Raw genomic sequence first — 21,725 nt, 5'->3', positions numbered from 1 at the left:
ATCAAGGATGCCTTCACTCAAGGATCTGAAAAACCGGATCGCCTCCGTCAAGGCGACGCAGAAGATCACCAAGGCGATGAAAATGGTCGCCGCGGCGAAGCTTCGGCGTGCGCAGGAGGCGGCCGAGGCCGCCCGGCCTTACTCGCAGCGCATGGCCGCTGTTCTGGCCAATATCTCGGCTGCCGTCAGCGATGCTGACGGCGCGCCGCTGCTGATGACCGGAACAGGCAAGAGCGATGTGCATCTGCTCGTCGTCTGCACGGCCGAGCGCGGTTTGTGCGGCGGTTTCAATTCGCAGATCTCGCGCTTTGCCCGCGATCATGCCCGCAAGCTTCTGGCCGAAGGCAAGACGGTGAAGATCTTCACCGTCGGCAAGAAGGGCTATGACGTCCTTCGCCGCGAATACGCCTCGCTGATCGTCGAGCGCAAGGAATTGCGCGACGTCAAGCGCATCGGTTTCGACAATGCCGACGCCATCGGCAAGCGCATCATCGAGATGTTCGAAGCCGGCGAATTCGATGTCTGCACGCTGTTCTATTCCGAATTCAAGTCGGTGATCAGCCAGATCCCGACGGCACAGCAGCTCATTCCGGCTTCGGCTCCCGCCGTCGTCGAAGAAGATGCGGCCCACAAGGGCGCCGTCTATGAATACGAGCCGGATGCGGCTTCGATCCTCGCGGACCTGATCCCGCGCAACATCTCCGTTCAGATCTTCCGCGCGTTGCTCGAAAACGTCGCCGGCGAGATGGGCGCCAAGATGAGCGCGATGGACAATGCGACGCGCAACGCTGGTGAGATGATCAACAAGCTGACGCTGAACTACAACCGTCAGCGCCAGGCACAGATCACCAAGGAATTGATTGAAATCATTTCGGGCGCGGAAGCGCTCTGAGGTTAGGGAAAAGAGGGTAAGAATATGGCTGACGCAGCTACCCCCGCAGGTTCTGTCGGTAAGGTTACTCAGGTTATCGGCGCCGTTGTGGACGTTGCTTTCGACGGCGAGCTCCCGGCGATCCTGAACGCGCTTGAAACCGACAATAACGGCAATCGTCTGGTTCTCGAAGTCGCACAGCACCTCGGCGAAAATTCCGTCCGCACCATTGCCATGGACTCGACCGAAGGTCTGGTTCGCGGTCAGCCGGTCAAGGACACGGGCGCACCGATTTCGGTTCCGGTCGGACATGAGACGCTCGGCCGTATCATGAACGTCATCGGCGAGCCGGTCGACGAAGCAGGTCCGCTGAACACCTCCAAGAAGCGCGCCATCCACCAGGAAGCTCCGTCCTACGTCGAGCAGTCCACGGAAGCGCAGATCCTCGTCACCGGCATCAAGGTCGTCGACCTGCTCGCTCCTTATGCGAAGGGCGGCAAGATCGGCCTGTTCGGCGGCGCCGGTGTCGGCAAGACCGTTCTCATCATGGAACTGATCAACAACGTCGCCAAGGCGCACGGTGGTTACTCGGTGTTTGCAGGCGTGGGTGAGCGTACCCGCGAAGGTAACGACCTTTACCACGAAATGATCGAATCGGGCGTCAACAAGCACGGCGGCGGTGAAGGCTCCAAGGCCGCGCTCGTTTACGGTCAGATGAACGAACCGCCGGGCGCCCGCGCTCGCGTCGCTCTGACCGGTCTGACCGTTGCTGAAAACTTCCGCGATGAAGGCCAGGACGTTCTGTTCTTCGTCGACAACATCTTCCGCTTCACGCAGGCTGGTTCGGAAGTGTCGGCTCTGCTCGGCCGTATTCCTTCGGCCGTGGGCTATCAGCCGACGCTCGCAACCGACATGGGCCAGATGCAGGAACGCATCACCACGACGACGACGGGTTCGATCACCTCGGTTCAGGCCATTTACGTTCCGGCCGACGACTTGACCGACCCGGCACCGGCAACTTCGTTCGCCCACCTGGACGCAACGACCGTTCTGTCGCGCTCGATCGCTGAAAAGGGCATTTACCCGGCCGTCGACCCGCTCGACTCCACCTCGCGCATGCTTGACCCGATGGTCGTCGGCGAAGAGCATTACGAAGTTGCCCGTAAGGTTCAGTCGACGCTGCAGCGCTACAAGGCCCTGCAGGACATCATCGCCATCCTGGGCATGGACGAACTGTCTGAAGACGACAAGCTGGCCGTTGCCCGCGCCCGCAAGATCGAGCGCTTCCTGTCGCAGCCGTTCTTCGTCGCCGAAGTCTTCACCGGTTCGCCGGGCAAGCTCGTCGCTCTCGAAGACACGATCAAGGGCTTCAAGGGCCTCGTCAACGGCGAATACGACCACCTGCCGGAAGCTGCCTTCTACATGGTCGGCTCGATCGACGAAGCGATCGAAAAGGCCAAGAAACTGGCTGCCTGATCAGGCCAATCCATCGGCGCGCGGCCTTGTCCGCGCGCCTTTGCCTTGCGAATAAGACAATCGAGAAGTGACGGGCCATGGCTGACAATTTCAATTTCGAACTGGTTTCTCCGGAGCGCCTGCTGCTGTCGGAACAGGTCATCGATGTCGTCATCCCCGCCAGCGAAGGCGAGATGACCGTCATGGCGAACCATGCGCCGACCATGACCACGATCAAACCGGGCGTCGTCAAGGTGCATTCGGCTTCGGGCAAGAAGCAGGACTACGTCGTCTTCGGCGGTTTCGCCGACATCCTGCCGACCGGCTGCACGCTGCTTGCCGAATCCGCCGTTCCGGTCGAAGACATGAGCCGCGACGAGCTGGACCGCCGCATCAATGCCGCCAAGGCCGAGCTTGAAGATGCCGAGCATCATGAGCACAAATCGCGCCTGGAGCACTTCATCATGGAACTCTCGCATCTGCGCGGCTCGATCCCGCAGGATTGATAAGATCCGAACAGCGATGAGTGAGATGAAAGCGGTCCTCTGGGCCGCTTTTTTGTTGTGATGTCATGCCTTTGCTGGTGCTGCTGTTCGGTAAGTCATGATCGGGGAAGTTAGCGTAGTCGCATATGAGGCGTGTCAGCTCAGCAATCCCTTCTCCCCAGCGGGGAGAAGGTGGGGAGGCAACGATTTCACATGCGGTTGCCCTGTAGGGTAGCCGGAATTTTTCCGAAGCCGCATCAGACCTGTTGCCCCTCCAACAGAAAGCGGTATAGCTGTGCCGCCTCGGGAGAGAGCGAGCGAAAGCGCGGTGCACCCAGATAATAACCGAAGCCACTCTCGACGCGATCATTGCCGACGGGGACGAGGGTGCCTGACTGTAGATATTCCTCGATGAGGCCGAGGCTGCCAAGCGCTATGCCCTCGCCCCTGAGAGCTGCCTCCACTGCCATGATATAGGTCGAAAAGGACAGGCGCGGTCGCGGCAGCTTGCCCTTCAAGGGGTCACCGATCCGGCCGAACCATTGGCGGAAGCTGATCCAGTGGGCGTTGGCGCGCTCGTAATCGATGAGATCGAGCCCGGCAATGTCGACTGCCGTCAGCGTCTGCGGGTCTAAGCCGCGAGCTACCAGATAATCCGGCGAGGCAACCGGGACCAGCACCTCGTTGAAAAGTGGCGTCAGGCTCCAGCGCGGATGTTCGCCGGTGGAATAGATGATGATGAGATCGTTGTTTTCCGAGGCGAGTTCGGAATGAACGTCGGTCGTCAGCAGGCGCACGGAGATGCCGGGGCTCTCCTTGCCGAAATCCCGCAGCCGTTGCCCGAGCCAGAGATGGGAGATAGAGCCGCTGGCCGCGATCGAAATGATTTCGCCTGTTCCTGTGCGAAATGGCTCCAGGCTTTCCTCCAGATATTCCAGCGTGGCGCGGACGCGCTGGAATAGCCGCTCGCCGTCCGGTGTCAGCGCCAGATTTCGGCCGCGCCTGGTGAAGAGCGTCGCGCCGAGATGATCCTCCAGTCCCTTGACGCGGCGGCTGACGGCGGCTTGGGTGATGTTGAGCTCGCGGCCGGCGCGGGAGAAGTTCATGGCGCGCGCGGCCGCGTCGAATACGCGGAAGGCCTCCAGCGGTATTTTCTCCAGCATCCGATCTCCATGACTTCAAATCATCAATATTCCCGATAATTGCCCGGATTTGAAGATCTGAAATTGTGATGCAGGATTGTGGCATCATTTTCGGCCGCTTTCCAAGGGGATCCCGCGTGTCCTTTTCCATTTCCGCCATTCCTGACATTCGTTTCGGCGACGGTGTGCTCTCCGGCCTTCCCGCTGCGGTCAAATCCTTCGATGGCGTTCGCACCGTTCTGCTCGTCATCGATGCTTTTCTGGCGCAGTCGGGTCTTGCCGCAGAGGTCAGCGCCGAGCTTGCCGAAGCTGGCGTGAAGACGCGGGTCTTCTCCGATTTTGCCGGCGAGCCGAAGCTTGCGCATCTGCATGCGGCGATCGTGGCGGGGCAGGGCGCGGATATGGTGATCGGCATCGGCGGCGGCTCGGCGCTCGATATCGGCAAGATCGTCGCCTGCTGCATCGCGTCGGGCAAGGATCCGATGCATTACGCGCTCGCCGCCAATCCCCTGCCGAAAAACCCGCTGAAGAAAATCATGATCCCCACCACGGCCGGGACGGGTTCGGAGACATCGGCGACGAATATCTTTGCCGGGCCTGAGGGCAAGAAGCTCTGGATCTGGGGACCGGAGACGAAGGCTGACCTCGTCATCCTCGATCCGGCGCTGACGAAGACCTTGCCTGCTAATCTCACTGCATGGTGCGGTCTCGATGCTTTCATTCATGCCTTCGAAGCAGCCACCAATCGCAACACGCATCGCGGTGCGCAATTCTATGCGCATCAGGCGCTGCGTTTGATCACCGGCGCTCTCGAGACTGCCGTCAAGCAGTCCGACGACATGGCGGCGCGGGGCGACGTGCTGCTCGGCTCCTGCTTTGCCGGCATTGCCATCGACAATTGCGGCACGGCGATTGCCCACAATATCAGCCATGCGCTCGCCGGCCTCGGCCCTGTCCATCACGGGCTTGCGACGGCGCTGGGCTTCGAGGTGACGCTGCCATGGCTCGTCGAGGCCGATACCGCAGATCTGAATGCCGCGGCTAAGGCCTGCGGCCTCGATAAAGCCGCCGAACTTCCCGCTTTCGTCTCCGACTGGATGGATCGCTGCGGCATCGTGCGCGCGCTGCCGGCTGCATTCAAGCCGTTCAACGAAACCGATCTCGCCCGCGAGATGCGCGCGATCGAAAATCAGCCCATGCGGCGTTCGACGATCCGTGACGTGACGGATGCCGATATTGATCGCTTTGCTGCCGCCGTCATGGCGCTGCCGAAAGGAATCTGAAATGACCAAGAATTACACGCGCGACTATTGGGAAAGCGTTCTCTCCGGCCTCAAGCCCGAAGGACGGCACTTCATTGACGGCGCCCATCGTGCCGCCGCATCCGGCGAGACTTTTATCCGCATTCGGCCGATGGACGGCAAGCCCGGCGCTGAGCTTGCGCGCGGCAATGCCGCTGACGTCGACGCTGCCGTTGCCTCGGCTCGCGCTGCCTTCGAGAGCGGTATCTGGCGCAAGAAGGAACCGCTCGAAAAGAAGAAGATCATGTTGAAATGGGCTGATCTCATCCGCGCCCATGGTGACGAGCTGGCCATGCTCGAGACGATCGATGTCGGCAAGCCGGTCATGGCGTCGCTTGGTGTCGATGTGCGGCTCTGCGCCGACGGCATCCAGTTCTACGGCGAAATGATCGACAAGATGTATGACGAGATTGCGCCGACCGGCCCGAATGCGCGGGCCTTGGTGCGCAAGGTGCCGCTTGGCGTCATCGGGGCGATCACGCCCTGGAATTATCCGATGATCATCGATGCCTGGAAGCTCGGGCCGGCGATCGCGGCTGGCAATTCCGTCGTGCTGAAGCCGGCCGAACAGTCCTCGCTTTCCGCGATTCGGCTTGCCGAGCTTGCCGTCGAAGCCGGCCTGCCGGCTGGCGTCTTCAACGTGGTGACGGGTTACGGAGAGGAAACCGGCAAGCCGCTGGCGCTGCACATGGACGTCGACATGATCGCCTTCACCGGCTCCACCGAAGTCGGCAAGCTGATCATGGGTTATGCGGCGCAATCGAACGTCAAGCGGGTGGCACTCGAGCTTGGGGGCAAATCACCGCTGGTCGTCTTTGAAGACGCCGATCTCGATGCGGCCGCCGTCGCGGCTGCCTGGGGCTGCTTCTACAATTCTGGCGAGACGTGCCATGCGTCGACCCGTTTGATCGTGCAGCGTTCGGTGCAGGACAAGTTGATCGCGAAGATCGAGGCTGTCACCCGATCCGATATCGCCCTCAAGCATCCGCTCGATCCTGCAGCGCAGATTGGCGCCCTGATCGAGGAAGAGCATATGAACAAGGTGCTGGCGATGATCGCGGCCGGCGAGAAGGAAGGCGCGCGCCGTGCCTTCGGTGCCGAGCGCGTCATGAGCGAGACAGGCGGCTATTATGTCTCGCCGGGTGTCTTCGTCGACATGACCAACGACATGAGCCTGGCACGGCAGGAAATCTTCGGCCCCGTGCTCGCCGCCATTCCCTTCGATACAGAGGAGGAGGCACTGAAGATCGCCAATGACACGATCTATGGGCTTGCCGGCGCCGTCTTCACCAGGGACATGGATCGCGCTCATCGCTTTTCCGAGGAGATCCATGCGGGTACGGTGTGGATCAACACCTATGACATGTCGAATTTCGCGACGCCGTTCGGCGGCTTCAAGCAGTCCGGTTTCGGCCGCGACCGCTCGGTGCATGCGATCGACAAATATTGCGACTACAAGACGATCTGGCAGCAGTTCGGCTGAGGTTTGTAGGGAGGTACGACCATGAGCAAGATCGTTTCCATCGAGATCACCCATCATCGCCTGCCGCTCGATCCGGCGTTCAAGGCGAGCTGGGATGGCCGTCCACGCCGGCATTTCGATGCGACCATCGTGCGCGTCCGAGACGATGAAGGCCGCGAGGGCATCGGCTCCGGCGATCTGATGAAGGGTTTCGAGGGCCATGAGGATCTGTTCATCGGGCAGGATCCCCGGCACGTCGAACGGCACTATGAAGTCCTCTCGCATATCAACTTCCATTATGGCCGCTGCTGGCCGATGGATCTGGCGCTGTGGGACCTCTCCGGCAAGATTACCGGCGAGCCGGTCTGGCGGATGCTCGGCGGCCGTGCCAGCCGGGTGCGGCTCTATGCCTCCTCCGGCGTGTTGCGCGAGCCCTCTGCCATGGCGGATCAGGCCGAGCGTTATATCGATGAAGGCTTCCCTGCCATGAAGGTGCGCTTCTCCTCGTCGTCGGGCGGTCGTGGCGGCTGGCGCGAGGACGTCAAGGCACTGGAAGCGATCCGCGCCCGCGTCGGCGACCGGCTGGAGCTGATGGTCGACTGCAATCAGGGTTGGCGAATGCCCTGGGATACGACCTTGCCATGGACCTTCAAGGATGCGCTTGCTGTCGCCAGGGAGCTGGAGCGGCTCGGCGTCTACTGGATGGAAGAGCCGCTTCATCGCTCCGACCGCAAGGGCATGAAAGAGTTGAAACAGGCAACCTCGGTCAGAATCGTCGGCGGCGAGATGACGCGCGAGCTCTACGAGTTTCGCGATATCATCGAGGAGCGCGCTTTCGACGTCATCCAGCCCGATGTCGCGCTCGTCGGCGGCATCACGGGCTGCCGGCGGCTGGTCTATCAGGCGCGCGAGGCGGGCGTGCAATTCACGCCGCATTCCTGGACGAACGGCATCGGGGTTCTCGCCAATGCGCATCTGACCGCGGGCGTCGCCGACGCCGCCTGGCTCGAATATCCCTACGACAATCCGGAATGGAGCGAAGCCCGCCGCGACTATCCGATGGCTTCGCCGCTCAAGCATGAGGCCGGCTGGCTGGATCTCGGCGCCGCACCAGGCCTCGGCATCGTTCTCGATGAGGAGCGGCTGAAGGCGACGCGTATCTGAAGGCATCTGCTGAATTAGATAGCAAGGCCTGGCATGTGAGGTGCGTGAACACCGCAGCTCCTTCTCCCCTTGGGGAGAAGGTGGCCCGAAGGGTCGGATGAGGGGGTTGAGCGATTTGGGTGCGGGGATTTTCGTGCTCTTGGGAGCTCCCCCTCATCCGCCTGACGGCACCTTCTCCCCGAGGGGAGAAGGGGAGCGCGCCGCCGACGTGTCTCATGGGCGATGGCCTATATCACGCAGCGACAGGTCGCATGACTTTGCCTTCCCGTGTCCGCGCCCACTGAATGACGGGGCGTTCGAGCAGCACATAGCTCAGCGTGCCGATGGCAAAAATGATGGCGGTTGCGATCAGGCTTGAGACCATCCAGCCGCCGAGAACGTCGTCCGAACCTGCGCCGAAGGATGAGGGAAAGAGCTGAGGCATCAAGGTCAGCACGATATCCTGCCAAATGTAGACGCCGAAGGAGACGGTGGCGACATAACGGCTCACGGGATTGTCGAGCAGCTTTGCCAGCAGCAGCGATTGCGGAAGCGCACAAAGCGCGATCGCGACCGCGAGGGGAAGCAGCGGGAATTGGTAGGGAATGCCGAGCCAGGCATAGCCTTCTCCCGCGCCGCCGATCGACTGCGGCAATTGCCATGCGCCCATGACGATCGCGAGCGCGCCGATGATGTCATAGATTGCCGAGCGCCGCGCCGGGAGGATGGTTTGGATTCCGGCGGCCAGCGCGCCGATCGCGAATATCGCGAAAAAGCCGATGGGATTGTAACGCGGCATCCATTCCTTGGCGCCACCCTGGAAGCCATACTGCCATCCGCGCCCGGCAGTGTCCGTTGGAAGATAGGTGACGACAAGCCAATGGCCGATCAATGATATCGCAATGATGCCGATCCAGAGCAGGCGGCTGACAAGAATGGAACGCGATCTCGGTTTCGGATGAAACAGCAGCAGGAAACCGATCGGCAAGAGCACATAGCAGGTCGTCTCGAAGGGGATCGACCATAGCGGCCCATCGCCCTGTACCGGGAAGAAGGTGCGCCAGTGCCATTGACTCATCAGGAAGAAACCGGAGATGTAGCGGCCGACCAGCTCTCCATCGAGCGGAAAGCCGTAGATGGTGAAGCTGATCAGGAAGCCGACCGTCAGAGCAAACCAGAAACCCGGTAGGATGCGTGCGGCGCGGCGCATGGCGTAGATCTTCAGCGAAGGCAGGGATTCGGCTCTATCCAGCGCCAGCCAGAAGGGGCGGGCAAGCAGAAAGCCGCTGAGGACGAAGAAGACCGAGACGCCGTGATTGCCGAAGCGCGCGATTATGAAGGTCATGTCCAGATCCGGTGGGATCTTGTAGAAATTCATGCGAAGCACGAGATGGTGAACAAGCACCATCAGACATGCGACAGCGCGCATGAAATCCGCTCCTCCCAGACGTCTTCCGTTCTCCATTCCCGTATCCGCCGAAACTCCGTCTCCATTGGGTTAGGTCATCGCGGCGGTTTCGGCAAGGCAGATGCATGAAAGCACGACGCCCGAACCTGTGGTGCAAGGTCCGGGCGTCGACCGGTCTCCCGTACCTGCCAGAAACGAGAGACCGGATTCGGATGTTGGAAAAAGGATCAGGCGGCGACGGAGCGATAGGGGCGCGTTGAGCGCGCGGGCTTCAAAGCGTTGCTCCACCAGTTCAGCCGCGCGACTAGAAGCACCAGCGACTTCCGGGCGTCCAGCGGGTTTTCAAGCGTGCCATCCTCGGCAAATCTGCCCCAGGGATTGGCGAAGCTGACCGTATCGCGCACGGTGACGGTATGCAGCTCGGCAAAAACGAGCCGCAATTGCTCGACGGCGCGCAGCCCGCCGGAAATTCCGCCATAGGAAACGAAGGCGACAGGCTTGCCGTGCCACGGCTCATAGACGAGATCGAGCAGGAATTTCAGCGAGGCTGTGAAGCTATGATTGTATTCGGGCGTGACGACGATGAAGGCATCCGCCTCCGAAAGCCGCGCTGAAAGCGCGGCAACGCCGGGATGCTCGCGATCATGCTGGAAGGGCAGGTCGAACTCGAGAGGGTCGATCAGATCGATGTCGATGAGGGGATAGTGTGCCAGTTCCCGAGCGACCCAGTTGACCACCCGGTCGCATAGCCGGCCCGGACGCGTGCTGCCATAAATGATCGCCAGCCGGGTTCTTTCTGTCATGTCTTGCTCCTGCTTTACGCGGTTCGGAGCTGGCGTTATAAAACCTCAAGTAAAGTTGAGGTCAATAGCGTAAAATGGGAAAAATCGAACCTGGTCAATTTTCCAGGCAGCTGACCGTCGGCGAGGTGGCGGCGCGCAGCGGCGTGGCGGTCTCCGCGCTGCATTTCTACGAGGCGAAAGGGCTGATCGAGAGTCATCGCAGCCGCGGCAACCAGCGGCGCTATCCGCGCGAGGTGCTGCGGCGAGTCTCCATCATCAAGGTGGCGCAGCGCGTCGGCATTCCGCTTGCCGAGATCCAGGCGGCGCTGGAAGCCTTACCCCAGGGACGCACGCCGACCGCGGCCGACTGGAAGGCGCTCTCGGAAGTGTGGAAGGACGATCTCGACGCCAGGATCAAACGCCTGCAGGGACTGCGCGATCAGCTGGACGGCTGCATCGGTTGCGGCTGCCTCTCGCTCGACAGCTGCCCCTTGCGCAATCCCTGGGACCGGCTTTCCGAGGAGGGGGCGGGACCGCGGCTGCTCGATCCCGGAGAGTGAATTGCACGCTCAGGCGTGGACGCGGCTTTCGGCCATGTAGCTTTCGAGAACGGCGGCTTCTTCCTTCGAAAGGTAGAGCCCTTTCTTGGAGCGGCGCCAGAGAATGTCGGCGGCACTATAGGCCCATTCCTGTTCGATCAGGTAACGCACCTCAGCCTCGTAAAGATCGCTTCCGAAACAGCGGCCGAGATCGGCAATCGCCTTGGCGTCGCCAAGGATCATCGCGGCCCGGGTGCCGTAGCGCCGGATGAGGCGGCGCGCGTGCTGGTCGGCGAGGAAGGGATAGCGCGATTTCAGCTTCGAGACTTCGGCGTCATAGCCGCGAGCCGGGAAATCGCCGCCCGGCAGCGAGCTCCTGGCCGTCCAGGGCGTGCCTTTCAGCCCGATGGATTCGCCGATCTTTTCCAGCGCATGCTCGCTCAGCCGGCGATAGGTGGTGAGCTTGCCGCCGAAGACATTGAGCAGCGGAACCTGGCCTTCTTCGCCCTCCACCTTCAGCACGTAGTCGCGTGTCGCCTCCTGTGCCTTGGATGCGCCGTCATCATAAAGCGGGCGCACGGCCGAGTAGGTCCAGATGATATCCTCGGTTCGCACCGGCTCCTTGAAGTATTCGCTGGCGGCGTTGCACAGGTAGGCGGTTTCCTCCTCGGTGATCTTCACATCCTTGGGATCGTCCTTGTAGTCGCGATCCGTGGTGCCGATCAGAGTGAAATCCTGTTCATAGGGAATGGCAAAGATGATGCGGTTGTCCGGGTTCTGGAAGAAATAGGCGCGGGGGTCGTCGAACTTCTTGCGTACGACGATGTGGCTGCCCTGAACGAGGCGGACATTGTGCACCTGGTTCTTGCCGAAGGCATCGGACAGGACATGATCGACCCAGGGACCGGCCGCATTGACCAGCATGCGCGCGCGAAACCGGCGCTTCTGGCCGCTGATCGTATCTTCCGTTTCGATCGCCCAGGTGGTGCCGTCGCGGCGGGCGGAAATCACCTTCGTTCGCGGCATGATCGTCGCACCGCGGTCGGCCGCATCGCGTGCGTTCAGCACTACCATGCGGGCATCGTCGACCCAGCCGTCGGAATATTCGAAAGCCTTGGTGAAGAGCGCCTTCAGCGGCTTGCCGGCGGGATCCGTCTTCATGTCCAGCGTCGCGGTCGGCGGCAGCAGTTTTCGGCCGCCGAGATGGTCGTAGAGGAAAAGGCCGAGCCGGATGAGCCAGGCCGGCCGGATGCCGCCCTTGTGATAGGGCAGCACGAAGCGCATCGGCCAGATGATGTGCGGTGCCATCGCCCAGAGCACTTCGCGCTCCATCAGCGATTCGCGCACAAGGCGGAATTCATAATGCTCGAGATAACGCAGGCCGCCGTGGATGAGCTTGGTGGCGCCGGATGATGTGCCGGAGGCAAAGTCGTTCATCTCGGCGAGCGCGACCTTGTAGCCGCGTCCAGCAGCGTCGCGGGCGATACCGCAGCCGTTGATGCCGCCGCCGATAACGAAAATATCGTAGACCTGTTCGCTCACCCGCCCCTCCGCAAAGGTCAGCCATCCCCGTGAAGATGGAAAATCGAAACTAATCCATCTAAAGCGAAACAGATACGAATGTCAAACGAACGTTTCTTGACGGAAAGCGAGCCGCTTAGCCCGGCCGGCGGTCGGTCTCGATGAGGCGCACGTCATGTTCTGCCGCGATGGATCGTACGGATTCAATGCTGCATTCGTCGGTGACGAAGGTGTGGACTTGCGACAGATGGCCGATGCGAACCGGGGCGGTTCGTTCGAACTTGGTGCTGTCGGCGACGAGAATGACGTGGCGGGCATTGGCGATGATGGCCTGCGCCACTTTCACTTCGCGAAAATCGAAATCGAGAAGCGCGCCGTCGGCATCAATCGCGGAGGCGCCGATGACGGCATAGTCGACTTTGAACTGTCTGATGAAATCGACGGCGGCCTCGCCGACGATGCCGCCATCCGAGCCACGTACGACACCGCCGGCAATGACGACTTCGATGGATGGAAAAATCCGCAACTTATTGGCAACATTGATGTTGTTGGTGATGACCATCAGCTCGTGATGGCCGAGCAGGGCTTCGCCGACCGCTTCCGTCGTCGTGCCGATATTAATGAAAAGCGAGCTGTTGTTGGGGATCATGCTGGCGGCGGCGCGGCCGATCGCCTGCTTTTCGGGCGCGGCGATCGAGCGGCGTGCCTCGTATTTCACGTTCTCGGTTCCGCCGGGAAAGATCGCGCCGCCATGCACGCGCGACAATACGCGGCCATCGCAGAGATCATTGAGATCCTTGCGGATGGTTTGCGGCGTGACCGAAAAGCGCAACGCCAGCTCCTCCACCAGCACACGGCCCTCCGCCTTGGCGATGTCGAGGATCTCCGTCTGACGTCCGGATAGGAACATGGTTTTCGCTCCCTTTCTTTCGTTTTTTCGTCATCATATGATAAAGTGAAAATTCCGCAATTACCGACGCGCGAATTGAGTGCGGTTTAGGAGGTTATCGTGTTTCATCCGAAGCTATTCGAAAATCGCAACGTCGTCGTCACCGGCGCCGGCCGCGGTATTGGGCTGGAAGTCGCGAGGCAGTTTCTCGATTGCGGCGCGCGTGTGCTTGTCCATATCGGCCGGGATGCCGATCGCGAATTGCCTGATTTCCTGATGGAAGCGGAAGCCGACCGCCGCGCCTTCCTCATTGCCGGCGATTTCGCCACCGGCCACGGCACGCGGGATTTCGTCAGCGCCGCCGGCGAGCGTTTCGACCGCGTCGACGTCCTCGTCAACAATGCCGGCACCATGGTCGGGCGCTTTCCAGCCGGTGAATTGACGGATGAGCAGTATGAAGGGATCGTTCATCTCAATCAGACCTCCGTCGTGGAGGTCACGCGGGGATTGCTGCCGCTGCTGCGGGCTGCCGGGCAGGCGGCGATCGTCAACACGGTTTCGATTTCTGCGCTGACCGGCGGCAGTCCCGGCTCCGCTATCTACTCTGCCTCCAAGGCCTTCGTCTCGACCTATTCGAAAGCCTTGGCGCGCGAATTGGCGCCGGACGGCATTCGAGTGAACTGCGTCTCGCCCGGCACGATATCGACCGACTTTCACGAGCGTTATTCGTCCAGGGAGAAACTGGAGCAGACGCGCAAATCGATCCCGCTGCAGCGCTTGGGCACATCGGAGGATTGTGCGCCCGCCTATCTTTTCCTGGCGGCGCCGACGTTGTCCGGCTACATCACCGGACAGGTGATCGAGATCAATGGCGGCCAGCTTATCTGCTGAAAAAACGGACCTTTTTTGGTTTTCCGTATCTTTCTCAATCAGCTTTTGATTTGATAATATTATAAGCATTTCTCTGTGTGAGTTCTCACGAGAGGCCGTGATATGTTGTCGTCTCCACCGCAAGGCGGTGCCGCAGAGCATGATGTCGAGGAAATGACTGACAGAGCTCGAAAGGCGAGTGTCCTGCTGAAAGCACTCTCCCACGAAACCCGCCTGGCGATCCTTTTCATGCTTGCCAAGCGGGAGAAAACAGTGATGGAACTCGAGGCCCTTCTCGATCTGCCACAGGCCGTCGTTTCGCAGCATCTGGCACGCCTTCGTCTGGACAAGCTCGTCGATACGCGCCGCGAAGGGCGACTCATTCACTACGCCGTTGCGCATTCGGAAATCTGCGCCGTGGTCGATTCGTTGCAGAAGGCATTCTGTCGGGGCGAACGTTGAGGTTTGAAGCAGCCTCGCATGTTGCGTTCACCGGGCTGCCGGTCTAACTCTTTCGTTTCGGGAGAGCGGGATGATCGACAAGCTGGAATTCTTCATCGCGCTGGCGAATCAGAAGCATTTCGGCCGTGCGGCCGAGGAATGCGGCGTGACGCAGCCGACCTTGTCGGCGGCGATCAGGCAGCTGGAAGACCAGCTGGGCGTGATGCTCGTCAGCCGCGGTTCCCGCTTCCAGGGACTGACGCCTGAGGGTCAGCGCGTTTTGGAATGGGCGCGCCGTATCGTCGGCGACAGCCGCACCATGCGCGAGGAAATGCGAGCGGCACGCAAGGGCCTTGCCGGCCATATCCGCATCGCCGCCATTCCGACAGCGCTTGCGATGGTGCAGAAAATCACCACGCCTTTCCAGGAAAGGCATCCGGACGTCACCTTCTCCATTCTATCGCGCAATTCGCTGCAGGTTTTGAGCCTGCTTGAAAATCTCGAGATCGATGCCGGTATCACCTATCTGGAAAACGAGCCGCTCGGCCGTGTCACCAGCGTGCCGCTCTATGCCGAGCGCTATCACCTCATCACGGCGGCGGGCAGCCCGTTTTCCGAGCGCAAGACCGTCACCTGGAAGGAGGTCGGCGATCTTCGGCTTTGTCTATTGACTGCCGACATGCAGAATCGCCGCATCATCAATCGGCATCTTGCCGAGGCAGGCGCAACGGCAAAGCCGACGCTGGAATCCAATTCGATGATCGTGCTGTTTTCGCATGTGCAGACCGGTCGCTGGGCGAGCATCATGCCGAAGAATATTGCTGATTCCTTCGGTTTTCCGGCCGATATTCACAAGATCCCGATCACGGAACCCGACGCCGAGCATCTCGTCGGCTTGGTCGCCACACACCGCGAACCTTTTACGCCCCTCGTCTCCGCCTTGTTGCACGAGGCGAGATTGCTCGCGGAAGAGAATAAAAATCGATAGAAAATTCCTATCGAATGACGGGACTGCATTATTGATCCTTTGCCCTCTCCCTGCGAGCTTATCGTTGTGGCGTGTCGATCGCGCGCCAGGAGGAAATGCCGCATAGGCCTTTTCCGAAGATTCGCCTTCGATTTTCGGAAACTATGCGCGGGAGGCTGCTAATGAGTTTGAATCAGGCTGCGGGCGATGTCGCAACCCGCGCCGGCACCATCATCGACAGCATGAAATCGATGGATGGGCCGCTTTTGCCGATCCTGCACGGGATTCAGGAAGAATTCGGTTATGTGCCGCAGGATGCGCTGCCGCTGATCGCCAAGGCACTGAACCTTTCGCGCGCCGAAGTGCATGGCGTCATGACCTTCTATCATGATTATCGCGATCATCCCGCCGGCCGTCATGTCCTGAAGCTCTGTCGCGCCGAGGCCTGTCAGTCGATGGGCGGCGATGCGCTGGCAGAGCGTATCAAGCGGCTCCTGGGCATCGATTTCCATCAGACCGCGCTCGATGGCAGCGTGACGCTGGAGCCGGTCTACTGTCTTGGGCTCTGCGCCTGCGCTCCGGCTGCGATGCTCGACGGCGAGCTCTATGGCCGACTTGACGGCGAAAGCGTCGACGACCTTGTCAAGGAGGCACGCCAATGACGCTCACCATCTATATTCCCCGCGATGCCGCCGCCCTTTCGCTCGGTGCGGAGAAAGTGGCGCAAGCCGTCACGCAGGAAATTGCCAAACGCGGGCTTGATGCGCGCATCGTGCGCAACGGCTCGCGCGGCATGTTCTGGCTCGAACCGCTGGTCGAAGTCGAGATCGACGGCAAGCGCATCGGCTATGGACCGGTGAAGGCCAAGGATGTCTCCGCATTGTTCGATGCCGGGCTCGCCGAAGGCGGCGAGCATCCGCTCTGTCTTAGGGAGGTCGAAAACCTCCCATTCCTCAAAGAACAGACCCGCCTGACTTTTGCCCGCTGCGGTATCACCGACCCGCTTTCGTTGCAGGATTATGAAGCTCATGGTGGCCTGAAGGGGCTGCGCCGCGCCATCGATATGGCGGCTGGCGACATCGTCAAGGACGTCACCGATTCCGGCTTGCGCGGCCGTGGCGGTGCGGGCTTCCCGACCGGAATCAAATGGAAGACGGTGCTCGATGCGCCGGGTGACCGTAAATACATCGTCTGCAATGCCGACGAGGGCGATAGCGGCACTTTCGCCGACCGGATGATCATGGAGGGCGACCCCTTCGTGCTGATCGAGGGCATGACGATCGCAGGCCTCGCGACGGGCGCGACCAAGGGCTTCGTCTATACGCGCTCGGAATATCCGCATGCGATCGCCGCGATGACGGAGGCGGTCGAAATCGCGCGCAAGGCCGGTATTCTCGGCGCATCCGTGCTCGGCTCGGGCAAAGCCTTCGACATGGAAATCCGCACCGGCGCCGGCGCCTATGTCTGCGGCGAGGAAACGGCACTCTTGAACAGCCTCGAGGGCAAGCGCGGCATCGTGCGCGCCAAGCCGCCGCTGCCGGCGCATAAGGGCCTCTTCAACTGCCCCACCGTCATCAACAATGTGATCTCGCTCGCCTCTGTCCCCGTCATCCTGGACAAGGGTGCTGCCTTTTATCGCGATTTCGGCATGGGTCGGTCGCGCGGCACGATCCCGCTGCAGATCGCCGGCAACGTTAGATATGGCGGCCTTTACGAGACGGCCTTCGGCCTTTCGCTCGGCGACATCGTCGACCGCATCGGCGGTGGCACGGCGACAGGCCGACCGGTGAAGGCCGTGCAGGTGGGTGGGCCGCTTGGCGCCTATTTCCCGCGCGCCCTATTCGACACGCCATTCGACTATGAAGCGTTTGCGGCCAAGGACGGTCTCATTGGCCATGCCGGCATCGTCGTCTTCGACGATACCGCCGACATGCTGAAGCAGGCGCGTTTCGCGATGGAATTCTGCGCAGTCGAAAGCTGCGGCAAGTGCACGCCCTGCCGCATCGGCTCGACGCGCGGCGTCGAGACGGCCGACAAGATCGCGCGAGGGATCGAGCCCGAGAAGAACCGGGTTCTGCTCGCCGATCTCTGCAACACGATGAAGTTCGGTTCGCTCTGTGCACTCGGCGGCTTCACGCCCTATCCCGTCATGAGCGCGATGACCCATTTCCCGGAGGATTTTTCTCCGGCTCCCTTGATTGAAGCGGCGGAGTAAGACCCATGTCCCTCGTTCCAGAAATCGATTACGGCACGCCGGCCTCCACCTCCGAAACCATGGTGACGCTGACCATTGATGGGCGCCAGATCACGGTGCCCGAGGGCACATCGATCATGCGCGCTTCGATGGAAGCAGGCATTCAGGTGCCGAAACTCTGCGCCACCGATATGGTCGATGCCTTCGGCTCCTGCCGCCTCTGTCTCGTCGAGATCGAAGGCCGCAACGGCACGCCGGCCTCGTGCACGACGCCTGTGGCACCCGGCCTCGTCGTTCACACGCAGACCGGCCGGCTGAAGGATATCCGCCGCGGCGTGATGGAGCTTTATATCTCCGACCACCCGCTCGACTGTCTGACCTGCGCCGCCAATGGCGATTGCGAATTGCAGGATATGGCGGGCGCCGTCGGCTTGCGCGATGTGCGCTACGACTACGAGGGCGACAACCACGTCAAGGCGCGTAACAATGGCGACATCAATCTGAAATGGATGCCGAAGGACGAGTCGAACCCTTATTTCACCTATGATCCCTCGAAGTGCATCGTCTGCTCGCGCTGCGTGCGGGCCTGTGAGGAAGTACAGGGTACGTTTGCGCTGACGATCGAGGGACGCGGCTTCGGCTCGCGCGTCTCGCCCGGCATGCATGAGAGTTTCATCGACAGCGAGTGCGTTTCCTGCGGCGCCTGCGTGCAGGCCTGCCCGACCGCGACACTGACCGAAAAATCGGTCATTTCGATCGGCCAGCCGGAGCATTCGGTCGTCACCACCTGCGCCTATTGCGGCGTCGGCTGTTCCTTCAAGGCGGAAATGCGCGGCGAGGAGCTGGTGCGCATGGTGCCCTGGAAGGACGGCCAGGCCAATCGCGGCCATTCCTGCGTCAAGGGCCGCTTCGCCTATGGCTATTCGACCCACAAGGACCGCATCCTCAACCCGATGATCCGCGAGAAGGTGACCGATCCCTGGCGCGAAGTGACCTGGGACGAGGCCTTTGCCCATATCGCCACCGAGTTCAAGCGGCTGCAATATCAGTATGGCCGCGATTCCATCGGCGGCATCACGTCTTCGCGCTGCACCAATGAAGAGACTTTTCTGGTGCAGAAGCTGGTGCGCGCCGGTTTCGGCAACAATAATGTCGATACCTGCGCCCGCGTCTGCCATTCTCCCACAGGTTACGGCCTCGGCCAGGCGTTCGGAACCTCGGCCGGCACGCAGAATTTCGACAGCGTCGAGCATTCCGATGTCGTCATCGTTATCGGTGCCAACCCGACGGACGGTCATCCCGTCTTCGGTTCGCGGCTGAAGAAGCGGCTGCGCCAGGGCGCCAAGTTGATCGTCATCGATCCGCGCCGGATCGATCTGGTGCGCACACCGCATGTCGAAGCCAGCTATCACCTGCCGCTGAAGCCCGGCACCAATGTCGCCGTTATGACGGCGCTGGCACATGTGATCGTCACCGAAGGCCTGTTCGACGAGAAATTCATCCGCGAGCGCTGCGACTGGTCCGAATTCGAGGATTGGGCTGCCTTCGTTTCCGAGCCGCAGCACGGCCCGGAGGAAACAGAAAAATACACCGGCGTTTCTCCGGAACTCGTACGCGGAGCCGCTCGTCTCTTTGCCAAGGGCGGCAATGGCGCGATCTATTATGGCCTCGGCGTTACCGAACACAGCCAGGGCTCGACCACGGTCATGGCGATTGCCAACCTTGCCATGGTGACGGGCAATATCGGCCGTCCAGGCGTCGGCGTGAACCCGCTGCGCGGACAGAACAATGTGCAGGGCTCCTGCGACATGGGCTCCTTCCCGCACGAGCTGCCGGGCTATCGCCACATCTCGGACGATGCGACCCGCGATATCTTCGAAAAGCTCTGGGGCGTGAAGCTCAACAACGAGCCGGGCTTGCGAATTCCGAACATGCTGGATGCCGCCGTCGAAGGCACGTTCAAGGGGATCTACATCCAGGGTGAGGATATCCTCCAGTCCGATCCGGATACCAAGCATGTGGCGGCCGGCCTTGCCGCGATGGAATGCGTCGTCGTCCACGACCTCTTCCTGAACGAGACAGCCAACTACGCGCATGTCTTCCTGCCCGGCTCGACTTTCCTCGAAAAAGACGGCACCTTCACCAATGCCGAGCGGCGCATCAACCGCGTGCGCAAGGTCATGACCCCGCGCAACGGCTATGCCGATTGGGAAGTGACGCAGAAGATGGCGCAGGCCATGGGTCTCGGCTGGAACTACACGCATCCCTCCGAGATCATGGACGAAATCGCCGCGACGACGCCGAGCTTCGCGCTCGTCTCCTACGACTATCTGGACAAGATGGGCTCGGTGCAGTGGCCCTGCAACGAGAAGACCCCGCTCGGCTCGCCGATCATGCATGTCGATGGCTTCGTGCGCGGCAAGGGCAAGTTCATCCGCACCGAATATGTCCCGACCGACGAGCGCACCGGCCCTCGCTTCCCGCTGTTGCTGACGACCGGGCGCATTCTCAGCCAGTACAATGTCGGCGCCCAGACGCGGCGTACCGAGAACGTCGTCTGGCACGCCGAGGATCGCCTGGAGATCCATCCGCACGATGCCGAGCAGCGCGGCATCCGTGAAGGCGACTGGATCCGGCTCAGCAGCCGCTCCGGCGACACGACGCTCAGGGCATTGATTACCGACCGCGTGGCCCCCGGGGTCGTCTACACCACCTTCCATCATCCGGATACGCAGGCGAATGTCATTACGACAGACTATTCCGACTGGGCGACGAACTGTCCGGAATATAAGGTGACGGCGGTGCAGGTCTCGCCGTCGAACGGTCCGTCGCAGTGGCAGGTCGAGTATGATGAACAGGCTCGGCAGTCGCGGCGTATTGTCGGGAAGATGGAGGCTGCGGAGTGAGTTTGAGGATGCTTTCTCCTTCTTCCCTTGGGGAGAAGGTGCCCGCAGGGCGGATGAGGGGGTCTTTCCGCACGGGAAGAATGGGCCTTCGCTTGCGCTCAGGACGCTCGGAGCCGTCGCTCCTCGCCCCCCTCATCCGACGCTTCGCGCCACCTTCTCCCCGAGGGGGAGAAGGGGAGACCGGATAATGACCAAATTCCCTCCCACCACCACCGTCCCCGAAACCGCCCGTCGCAACGGCTTGGTGCGGTCCGGTTCCCGTATCGTTCCCGAGGAAGTGCCGATCGCTTTTTCCTATGGCGGCACGTCGCATGCGGTCATGATGGGGACGCCCGCCGATATCGAGGATTTTGCCGTCGGTTTCAGCCTGACAGAGGGCATCATCACCGATGTGAGTGAGATTGCTGCGATCGAGCCGATCGAAGACGAGCAAGGGATCGACGTGCAGATCATTCTCGTCGACGATGCCGCGGATGCCTTGCGGCTGCGCCGTCGCCATATGGCAGGCCCCGTCGGCTGCGGCCTCTGCGGCATCGAATCGATAGAGCAGGCGGTGCGCAAGGTGCCTGACGTTTCCAAGGTCGCTTTGAAGCTGACGCAGAAGGATATCGTCCGCGCGGTCGCGCTTCTGAACGACGCCCAGCCGCTGCATCGCGAGACTCACGCCGTGCATGGCGCTGGCTTCTATATCCCGTCCGAGGGTCTGCTTGCCGTGCGCGAGGATGTCGGCCGGCACAATGCGCTCGACAAGCTTTGCGGTGCGGTCATCCGGTCTGGTCATAAGGGCGCGGATGGTGTGGTCGCGGTCACCAGCCGGCTATCGGTCGAGATGGTGCAGAAGGCAGCAATCCTGGGCAGCTCCGTGCTTGTCGCCATCTCCGCCCCGACGGCGCTTGCCATCCGCACGGCCGACGAAGCCGGCATGACGCTGGTGGCGCTGGTGCGCGGCGACGATTTCGAGATTTTCACCCATCCGCATCGCATCATCACAGGGAGCATCGCCGATGTCGCCTGAGGAAACGCCGCACGGCAAGACCGAAACCAAGCTCATCTATATGGCGAACCAGATCGCCACCTTCTTCAAGACACAACCGGCGGGCGAGGCGGTGCAGGGTGTGGCGACGCACATCAACAAGTTCTGGGAGCCGCGCATGCGGAGACAGCTGTTCGCAATCATCGACCATGGCGACAGCGGGCTGAGCCCGCTGGTGCTTGAGGCGGCTTCGTTGATCCACAGGCCGCCACCCGTTGAGGATATCAAGTCGGCTTAGTATCCAAGTGACAAGATGAAGGGATGGAGAGGGAGAATCCACCCGCACGTGTAATTCCCGTCACGGGAAGAGGTGCTG

20 protein-coding genes are annotated in these 21,725 nt (G+C 61.3%); 15 read left to right on the top strand and 5 right to left on the bottom strand.

The annotated features are described in order from the left end of the window. Positions 1 to 7 precede the first annotated feature (7 nt). The 3 genes from DQ393_RS08670 (at position 8) to DQ393_RS08660 (ending at position 2,832) form a co-directional block, all read left to right on the top strand. Complete coding sequence (locus DQ393_RS08670) at positions 8 to 892, top strand: F0F1 ATP synthase subunit gamma (RefSeq protein WP_015341388.1); 885 nt, start codon at positions 8 to 10, stop codon at positions 890 to 892. A gap of 24 nt (positions 893 to 916) precedes the next feature. Beyond that, the gene (gene atpD, locus DQ393_RS08665) at positions 917 to 2,347 is read left to right on the top strand and encodes a F0F1 ATP synthase subunit beta (protein WP_069613407.1); all 1,431 of its coding nucleotides are present in this window, start codon (positions 917 to 919) and stop codon (positions 2,345 to 2,347) included. Positions 2,348 to 2,424: 77 nt separating this feature from the next. After that, entirely contained in the window at positions 2,425 to 2,832 is a 408-nt protein-coding gene (locus DQ393_RS08660) for a F0F1 ATP synthase subunit epsilon (RefSeq protein WP_095436050.1), read from the top strand. A gap of 236 nt (positions 2,833 to 3,068) precedes the next feature. On the opposite strand, the gene DQ393_RS08655 is transcribed toward DQ393_RS08660, so the two are convergent. Then, positions 3,069 to 3,974 carry a LysR substrate-binding domain-containing protein gene (locus DQ393_RS08655; RefSeq protein WP_112341349.1) on the bottom strand — a complete coding sequence of 302 codons (906 nt, stop codon included), beginning with the start codon at positions 3,972 to 3,974 and terminating at the stop codon, positions 3,069 to 3,071. 116 nt (positions 3,975 to 4,090) lie between these two features. Between DQ393_RS08655 and DQ393_RS08650 the strand changes: the two genes are divergently transcribed. From DQ393_RS08650 to DQ393_RS08640, 3 genes are read left to right on the top strand one after another with little or no spacing between them, the layout of a single operon-like run. Next, entirely contained in the window at positions 4,091 to 5,236 is a 1,146-nt protein-coding gene (locus DQ393_RS08650) for an iron-containing alcohol dehydrogenase (RefSeq protein WP_112341713.1), read from the top strand. A gap of 1 nt (position 5,237) precedes the next feature. After that, on the top strand, positions 5,238 to 6,737 hold the full coding sequence (locus DQ393_RS08645) for an aldehyde dehydrogenase family protein (protein WP_112341348.1): 1,500 nt from the start codon (positions 5,238 to 5,240) through the stop codon (positions 6,735 to 6,737). Positions 6,738 to 6,758: 21 nt separating this feature from the next. Continuing rightward, the gene (locus DQ393_RS08640; protein WP_112341347.1) at positions 6,759 to 7,880 is read left to right on the top strand and encodes a mandelate racemase/muconate lactonizing enzyme family protein; all 1,122 of its coding nucleotides are present in this window, start codon (positions 6,759 to 6,761) and stop codon (positions 7,878 to 7,880) included. A gap of 232 nt (positions 7,881 to 8,112) precedes the next feature. Here the strand turns inward: DQ393_RS08640 and DQ393_RS08635 are convergent, their stop codons facing one another. Together DQ393_RS08635 and DQ393_RS08630 are read right to left on the bottom strand one after the other, a co-directional pair. Further along, positions 8,113 to 9,324 (bottom strand): acyltransferase family protein, encoded by a 1,212-nt coding sequence (locus DQ393_RS08635; RefSeq protein ID WP_112341346.1) that lies wholly within the window; start codon positions 9,322 to 9,324, stop codon positions 8,113 to 8,115. A gap of 170 nt (positions 9,325 to 9,494) precedes the next feature. After that, positions 9,495 to 10,070: an NADPH-dependent FMN reductase gene (locus DQ393_RS08630; RefSeq protein ID WP_112341345.1), complete on the bottom strand. Its 576-nt coding sequence runs from the start codon at positions 10,068 to 10,070 to the stop codon at positions 9,495 to 9,497. A gap of 74 nt (positions 10,071 to 10,144) precedes the next feature. On the opposite strand from DQ393_RS08630, the gene soxR reads away from it, so the two are divergent. Next, positions 10,145 to 10,609, top strand: a complete 465-nt coding sequence (soxR, locus tag DQ393_RS08625; RefSeq protein ID WP_112341344.1) for a redox-sensitive transcriptional activator SoxR — start codon at positions 10,145 to 10,147, stop codon at positions 10,607 to 10,609. A 9-nt stretch (positions 10,610 to 10,618) separates the two neighbouring features. Here soxR and glpD read toward each other — a convergent pair whose 3' ends face one another. Both glpD and DQ393_RS08615 read right to left on the bottom strand, forming a co-directional pair. Next, positions 10,619 to 12,130, bottom strand: coding sequence for a glycerol-3-phosphate dehydrogenase (gene glpD / locus DQ393_RS08620; RefSeq protein ID WP_112341343.1), 1,512 nt, complete (start codon positions 12,128 to 12,130; stop codon positions 10,619 to 10,621). A 115-nt stretch (positions 12,131 to 12,245) separates the two neighbouring features. Further along, positions 12,246 to 13,019: a DeoR/GlpR family DNA-binding transcription regulator gene (locus DQ393_RS08615; RefSeq protein ID WP_112341342.1), complete on the bottom strand. Its 774-nt coding sequence runs from the start codon at positions 13,017 to 13,019 to the stop codon at positions 12,246 to 12,248. A gap of 99 nt (positions 13,020 to 13,118) precedes the next feature. Between DQ393_RS08615 and DQ393_RS08610 the strand changes: the two genes are divergently transcribed. The 8 genes from DQ393_RS08610 (at position 13,119) to DQ393_RS08575 (ending at position 21,647) form a co-directional block, all read left to right on the top strand. Further along, complete coding sequence (locus DQ393_RS08610) at positions 13,119 to 13,889, top strand: SDR family NAD(P)-dependent oxidoreductase (RefSeq protein WP_112341341.1); 771 nt, start codon at positions 13,119 to 13,121, stop codon at positions 13,887 to 13,889. Between the two features lie 102 nt (positions 13,890 to 13,991). Beyond that, the gene (locus DQ393_RS08605) at positions 13,992 to 14,330 is read left to right on the top strand and encodes an ArsR/SmtB family transcription factor (RefSeq protein ID WP_112341340.1); all 339 of its coding nucleotides are present in this window, start codon (positions 13,992 to 13,994) and stop codon (positions 14,328 to 14,330) included. A gap of 70 nt (positions 14,331 to 14,400) precedes the next feature. Beyond that, the gene (locus DQ393_RS08600; RefSeq protein ID WP_112341339.1) at positions 14,401 to 15,297 is read left to right on the top strand and encodes a LysR family transcriptional regulator; all 897 of its coding nucleotides are present in this window, start codon (positions 14,401 to 14,403) and stop codon (positions 15,295 to 15,297) included. Between the two features lie 161 nt (positions 15,298 to 15,458). Then, positions 15,459 to 15,938: a formate dehydrogenase subunit gamma gene (locus DQ393_RS08595; protein WP_112341338.1), complete on the top strand. Its 480-nt coding sequence runs from the start codon at positions 15,459 to 15,461 to the stop codon at positions 15,936 to 15,938. Further along, the gene (locus DQ393_RS08590; protein ID WP_112341337.1) at positions 15,935 to 17,491 is read left to right on the top strand and encodes a formate dehydrogenase beta subunit; all 1,557 of its coding nucleotides are present in this window, start codon (positions 15,935 to 15,937) and stop codon (positions 17,489 to 17,491) included. The genes DQ393_RS08595 and DQ393_RS08590 overlap by 4 nt, the downstream gene beginning before the upstream one ends. Before the next feature lie 5 nt (positions 17,492 to 17,496). Further along, positions 17,497 to 20,376 carry a formate dehydrogenase subunit alpha gene (fdhF, locus tag DQ393_RS08585; protein WP_112341336.1) on the top strand — a complete coding sequence of 960 codons (2,880 nt, stop codon included), beginning with the start codon at positions 17,497 to 17,499 and terminating at the stop codon, positions 20,374 to 20,376. Positions 20,377 to 20,563: 187 nt separating this feature from the next. Then, positions 20,564 to 21,391 (top strand): formate dehydrogenase accessory sulfurtransferase FdhD, encoded by an 828-nt coding sequence (gene fdhD / locus DQ393_RS08580; RefSeq protein WP_112341335.1) that lies wholly within the window; start codon positions 20,564 to 20,566, stop codon positions 21,389 to 21,391. Continuing rightward, a complete protein-coding gene (locus tag DQ393_RS08575; RefSeq protein WP_112341334.1) occupies positions 21,381 to 21,647 on the top strand; it encodes a formate dehydrogenase subunit delta in 267 nt (88 codons plus the stop codon). The genes fdhD and DQ393_RS08575 overlap by 11 nt, the downstream gene beginning before the upstream one ends. Positions 21,648 to 21,725 lie beyond the last annotated feature (78 nt).

It is taken from the genome of Martinezella tropici (assembly GCF_003287875.1).
In the GTDB taxonomy this organism is placed as follows: Bacteria; Pseudomonadota; Alphaproteobacteria; order Rhizobiales; family Rhizobiaceae; genus Rhizobium; species Rhizobium tropici_C.
The sequence above is the reverse complement of the archived record's forward strand: the minus strand, read 5'-3'. Positions and strand labels throughout refer to the sequence as shown.

Excerpts from the sequence above, each read along its gene's own strand:
- DQ393_RS08670 (WP_015341388.1), top strand. The coding sequence starts at position 8 with ATGCCTTCACTCAAGGATCTGAAAAACCGGATCGCCTCCGTCAAGGCG.
- DQ393_RS08615 (WP_112341342.1), bottom strand. The coding sequence starts at position 13,019 with ATGTTCCTATCCGGACGTCAGACGGAGATCCTCGACATCGCCAAGGCG.
- soxR (WP_112341344.1), top strand. The coding sequence starts at position 10,145 with ATGGGAAAAATCGAACCTGGTCAATTTTCCAGGCAGCTGACCGTCGGC.
- DQ393_RS08645 (WP_112341348.1), top strand. The coding sequence starts at position 5,238 with ATGACCAAGAATTACACGCGCGACTATTGGGAAAGCGTTCTCTCCGGC.
- DQ393_RS08640 (WP_112341347.1), top strand. The coding sequence starts at position 6,759 with ATGAGCAAGATCGTTTCCATCGAGATCACCCATCATCGCCTGCCGCTC.
- fdhD (WP_112341335.1), top strand. The coding sequence starts at position 20,564 with ATGACCAAATTCCCTCCCACCACCACCGTCCCCGAAACCGCCCGTCGC.
- DQ393_RS08660 (WP_095436050.1), top strand. The coding sequence starts at position 2,425 with ATGGCTGACAATTTCAATTTCGAACTGGTTTCTCCGGAGCGCCTGCTG.
- DQ393_RS08590 (WP_112341337.1), top strand. The coding sequence starts at position 15,935 with ATGACGCTCACCATCTATATTCCCCGCGATGCCGCCGCCCTTTCGCTC.
- DQ393_RS08575 (WP_112341334.1), top strand. The coding sequence starts at position 21,381 with ATGTCGCCTGAGGAAACGCCGCACGGCAAGACCGAAACCAAGCTCATC.
- DQ393_RS08655 (WP_112341349.1), bottom strand. The coding sequence starts at position 3,974 with ATGCTGGAGAAAATACCGCTGGAGGCCTTCCGCGTATTCGACGCGGCC.
- DQ393_RS08635 (WP_112341346.1), bottom strand. The coding sequence starts at position 9,324 with ATGGAGAACGGAAGACGTCTGGGAGGAGCGGATTTCATGCGCGCTGTC.
- atpD (WP_069613407.1), top strand. The coding sequence starts at position 917 with ATGGCTGACGCAGCTACCCCCGCAGGTTCTGTCGGTAAGGTTACTCAG.
- DQ393_RS08605 (WP_112341340.1), top strand. The coding sequence starts at position 13,992 with ATGTTGTCGTCTCCACCGCAAGGCGGTGCCGCAGAGCATGATGTCGAG.
- DQ393_RS08600 (WP_112341339.1), top strand. The coding sequence starts at position 14,401 with ATGATCGACAAGCTGGAATTCTTCATCGCGCTGGCGAATCAGAAGCAT.
- fdhF (WP_112341336.1), top strand. The coding sequence starts at position 17,497 with ATGTCCCTCGTTCCAGAAATCGATTACGGCACGCCGGCCTCCACCTCC.
- DQ393_RS08595 (WP_112341338.1), top strand. The coding sequence starts at position 15,459 with ATGAGTTTGAATCAGGCTGCGGGCGATGTCGCAACCCGCGCCGGCACC.
- DQ393_RS08630 (WP_112341345.1), bottom strand. The coding sequence starts at position 10,070 with ATGACAGAAAGAACCCGGCTGGCGATCATTTATGGCAGCACGCGTCCG.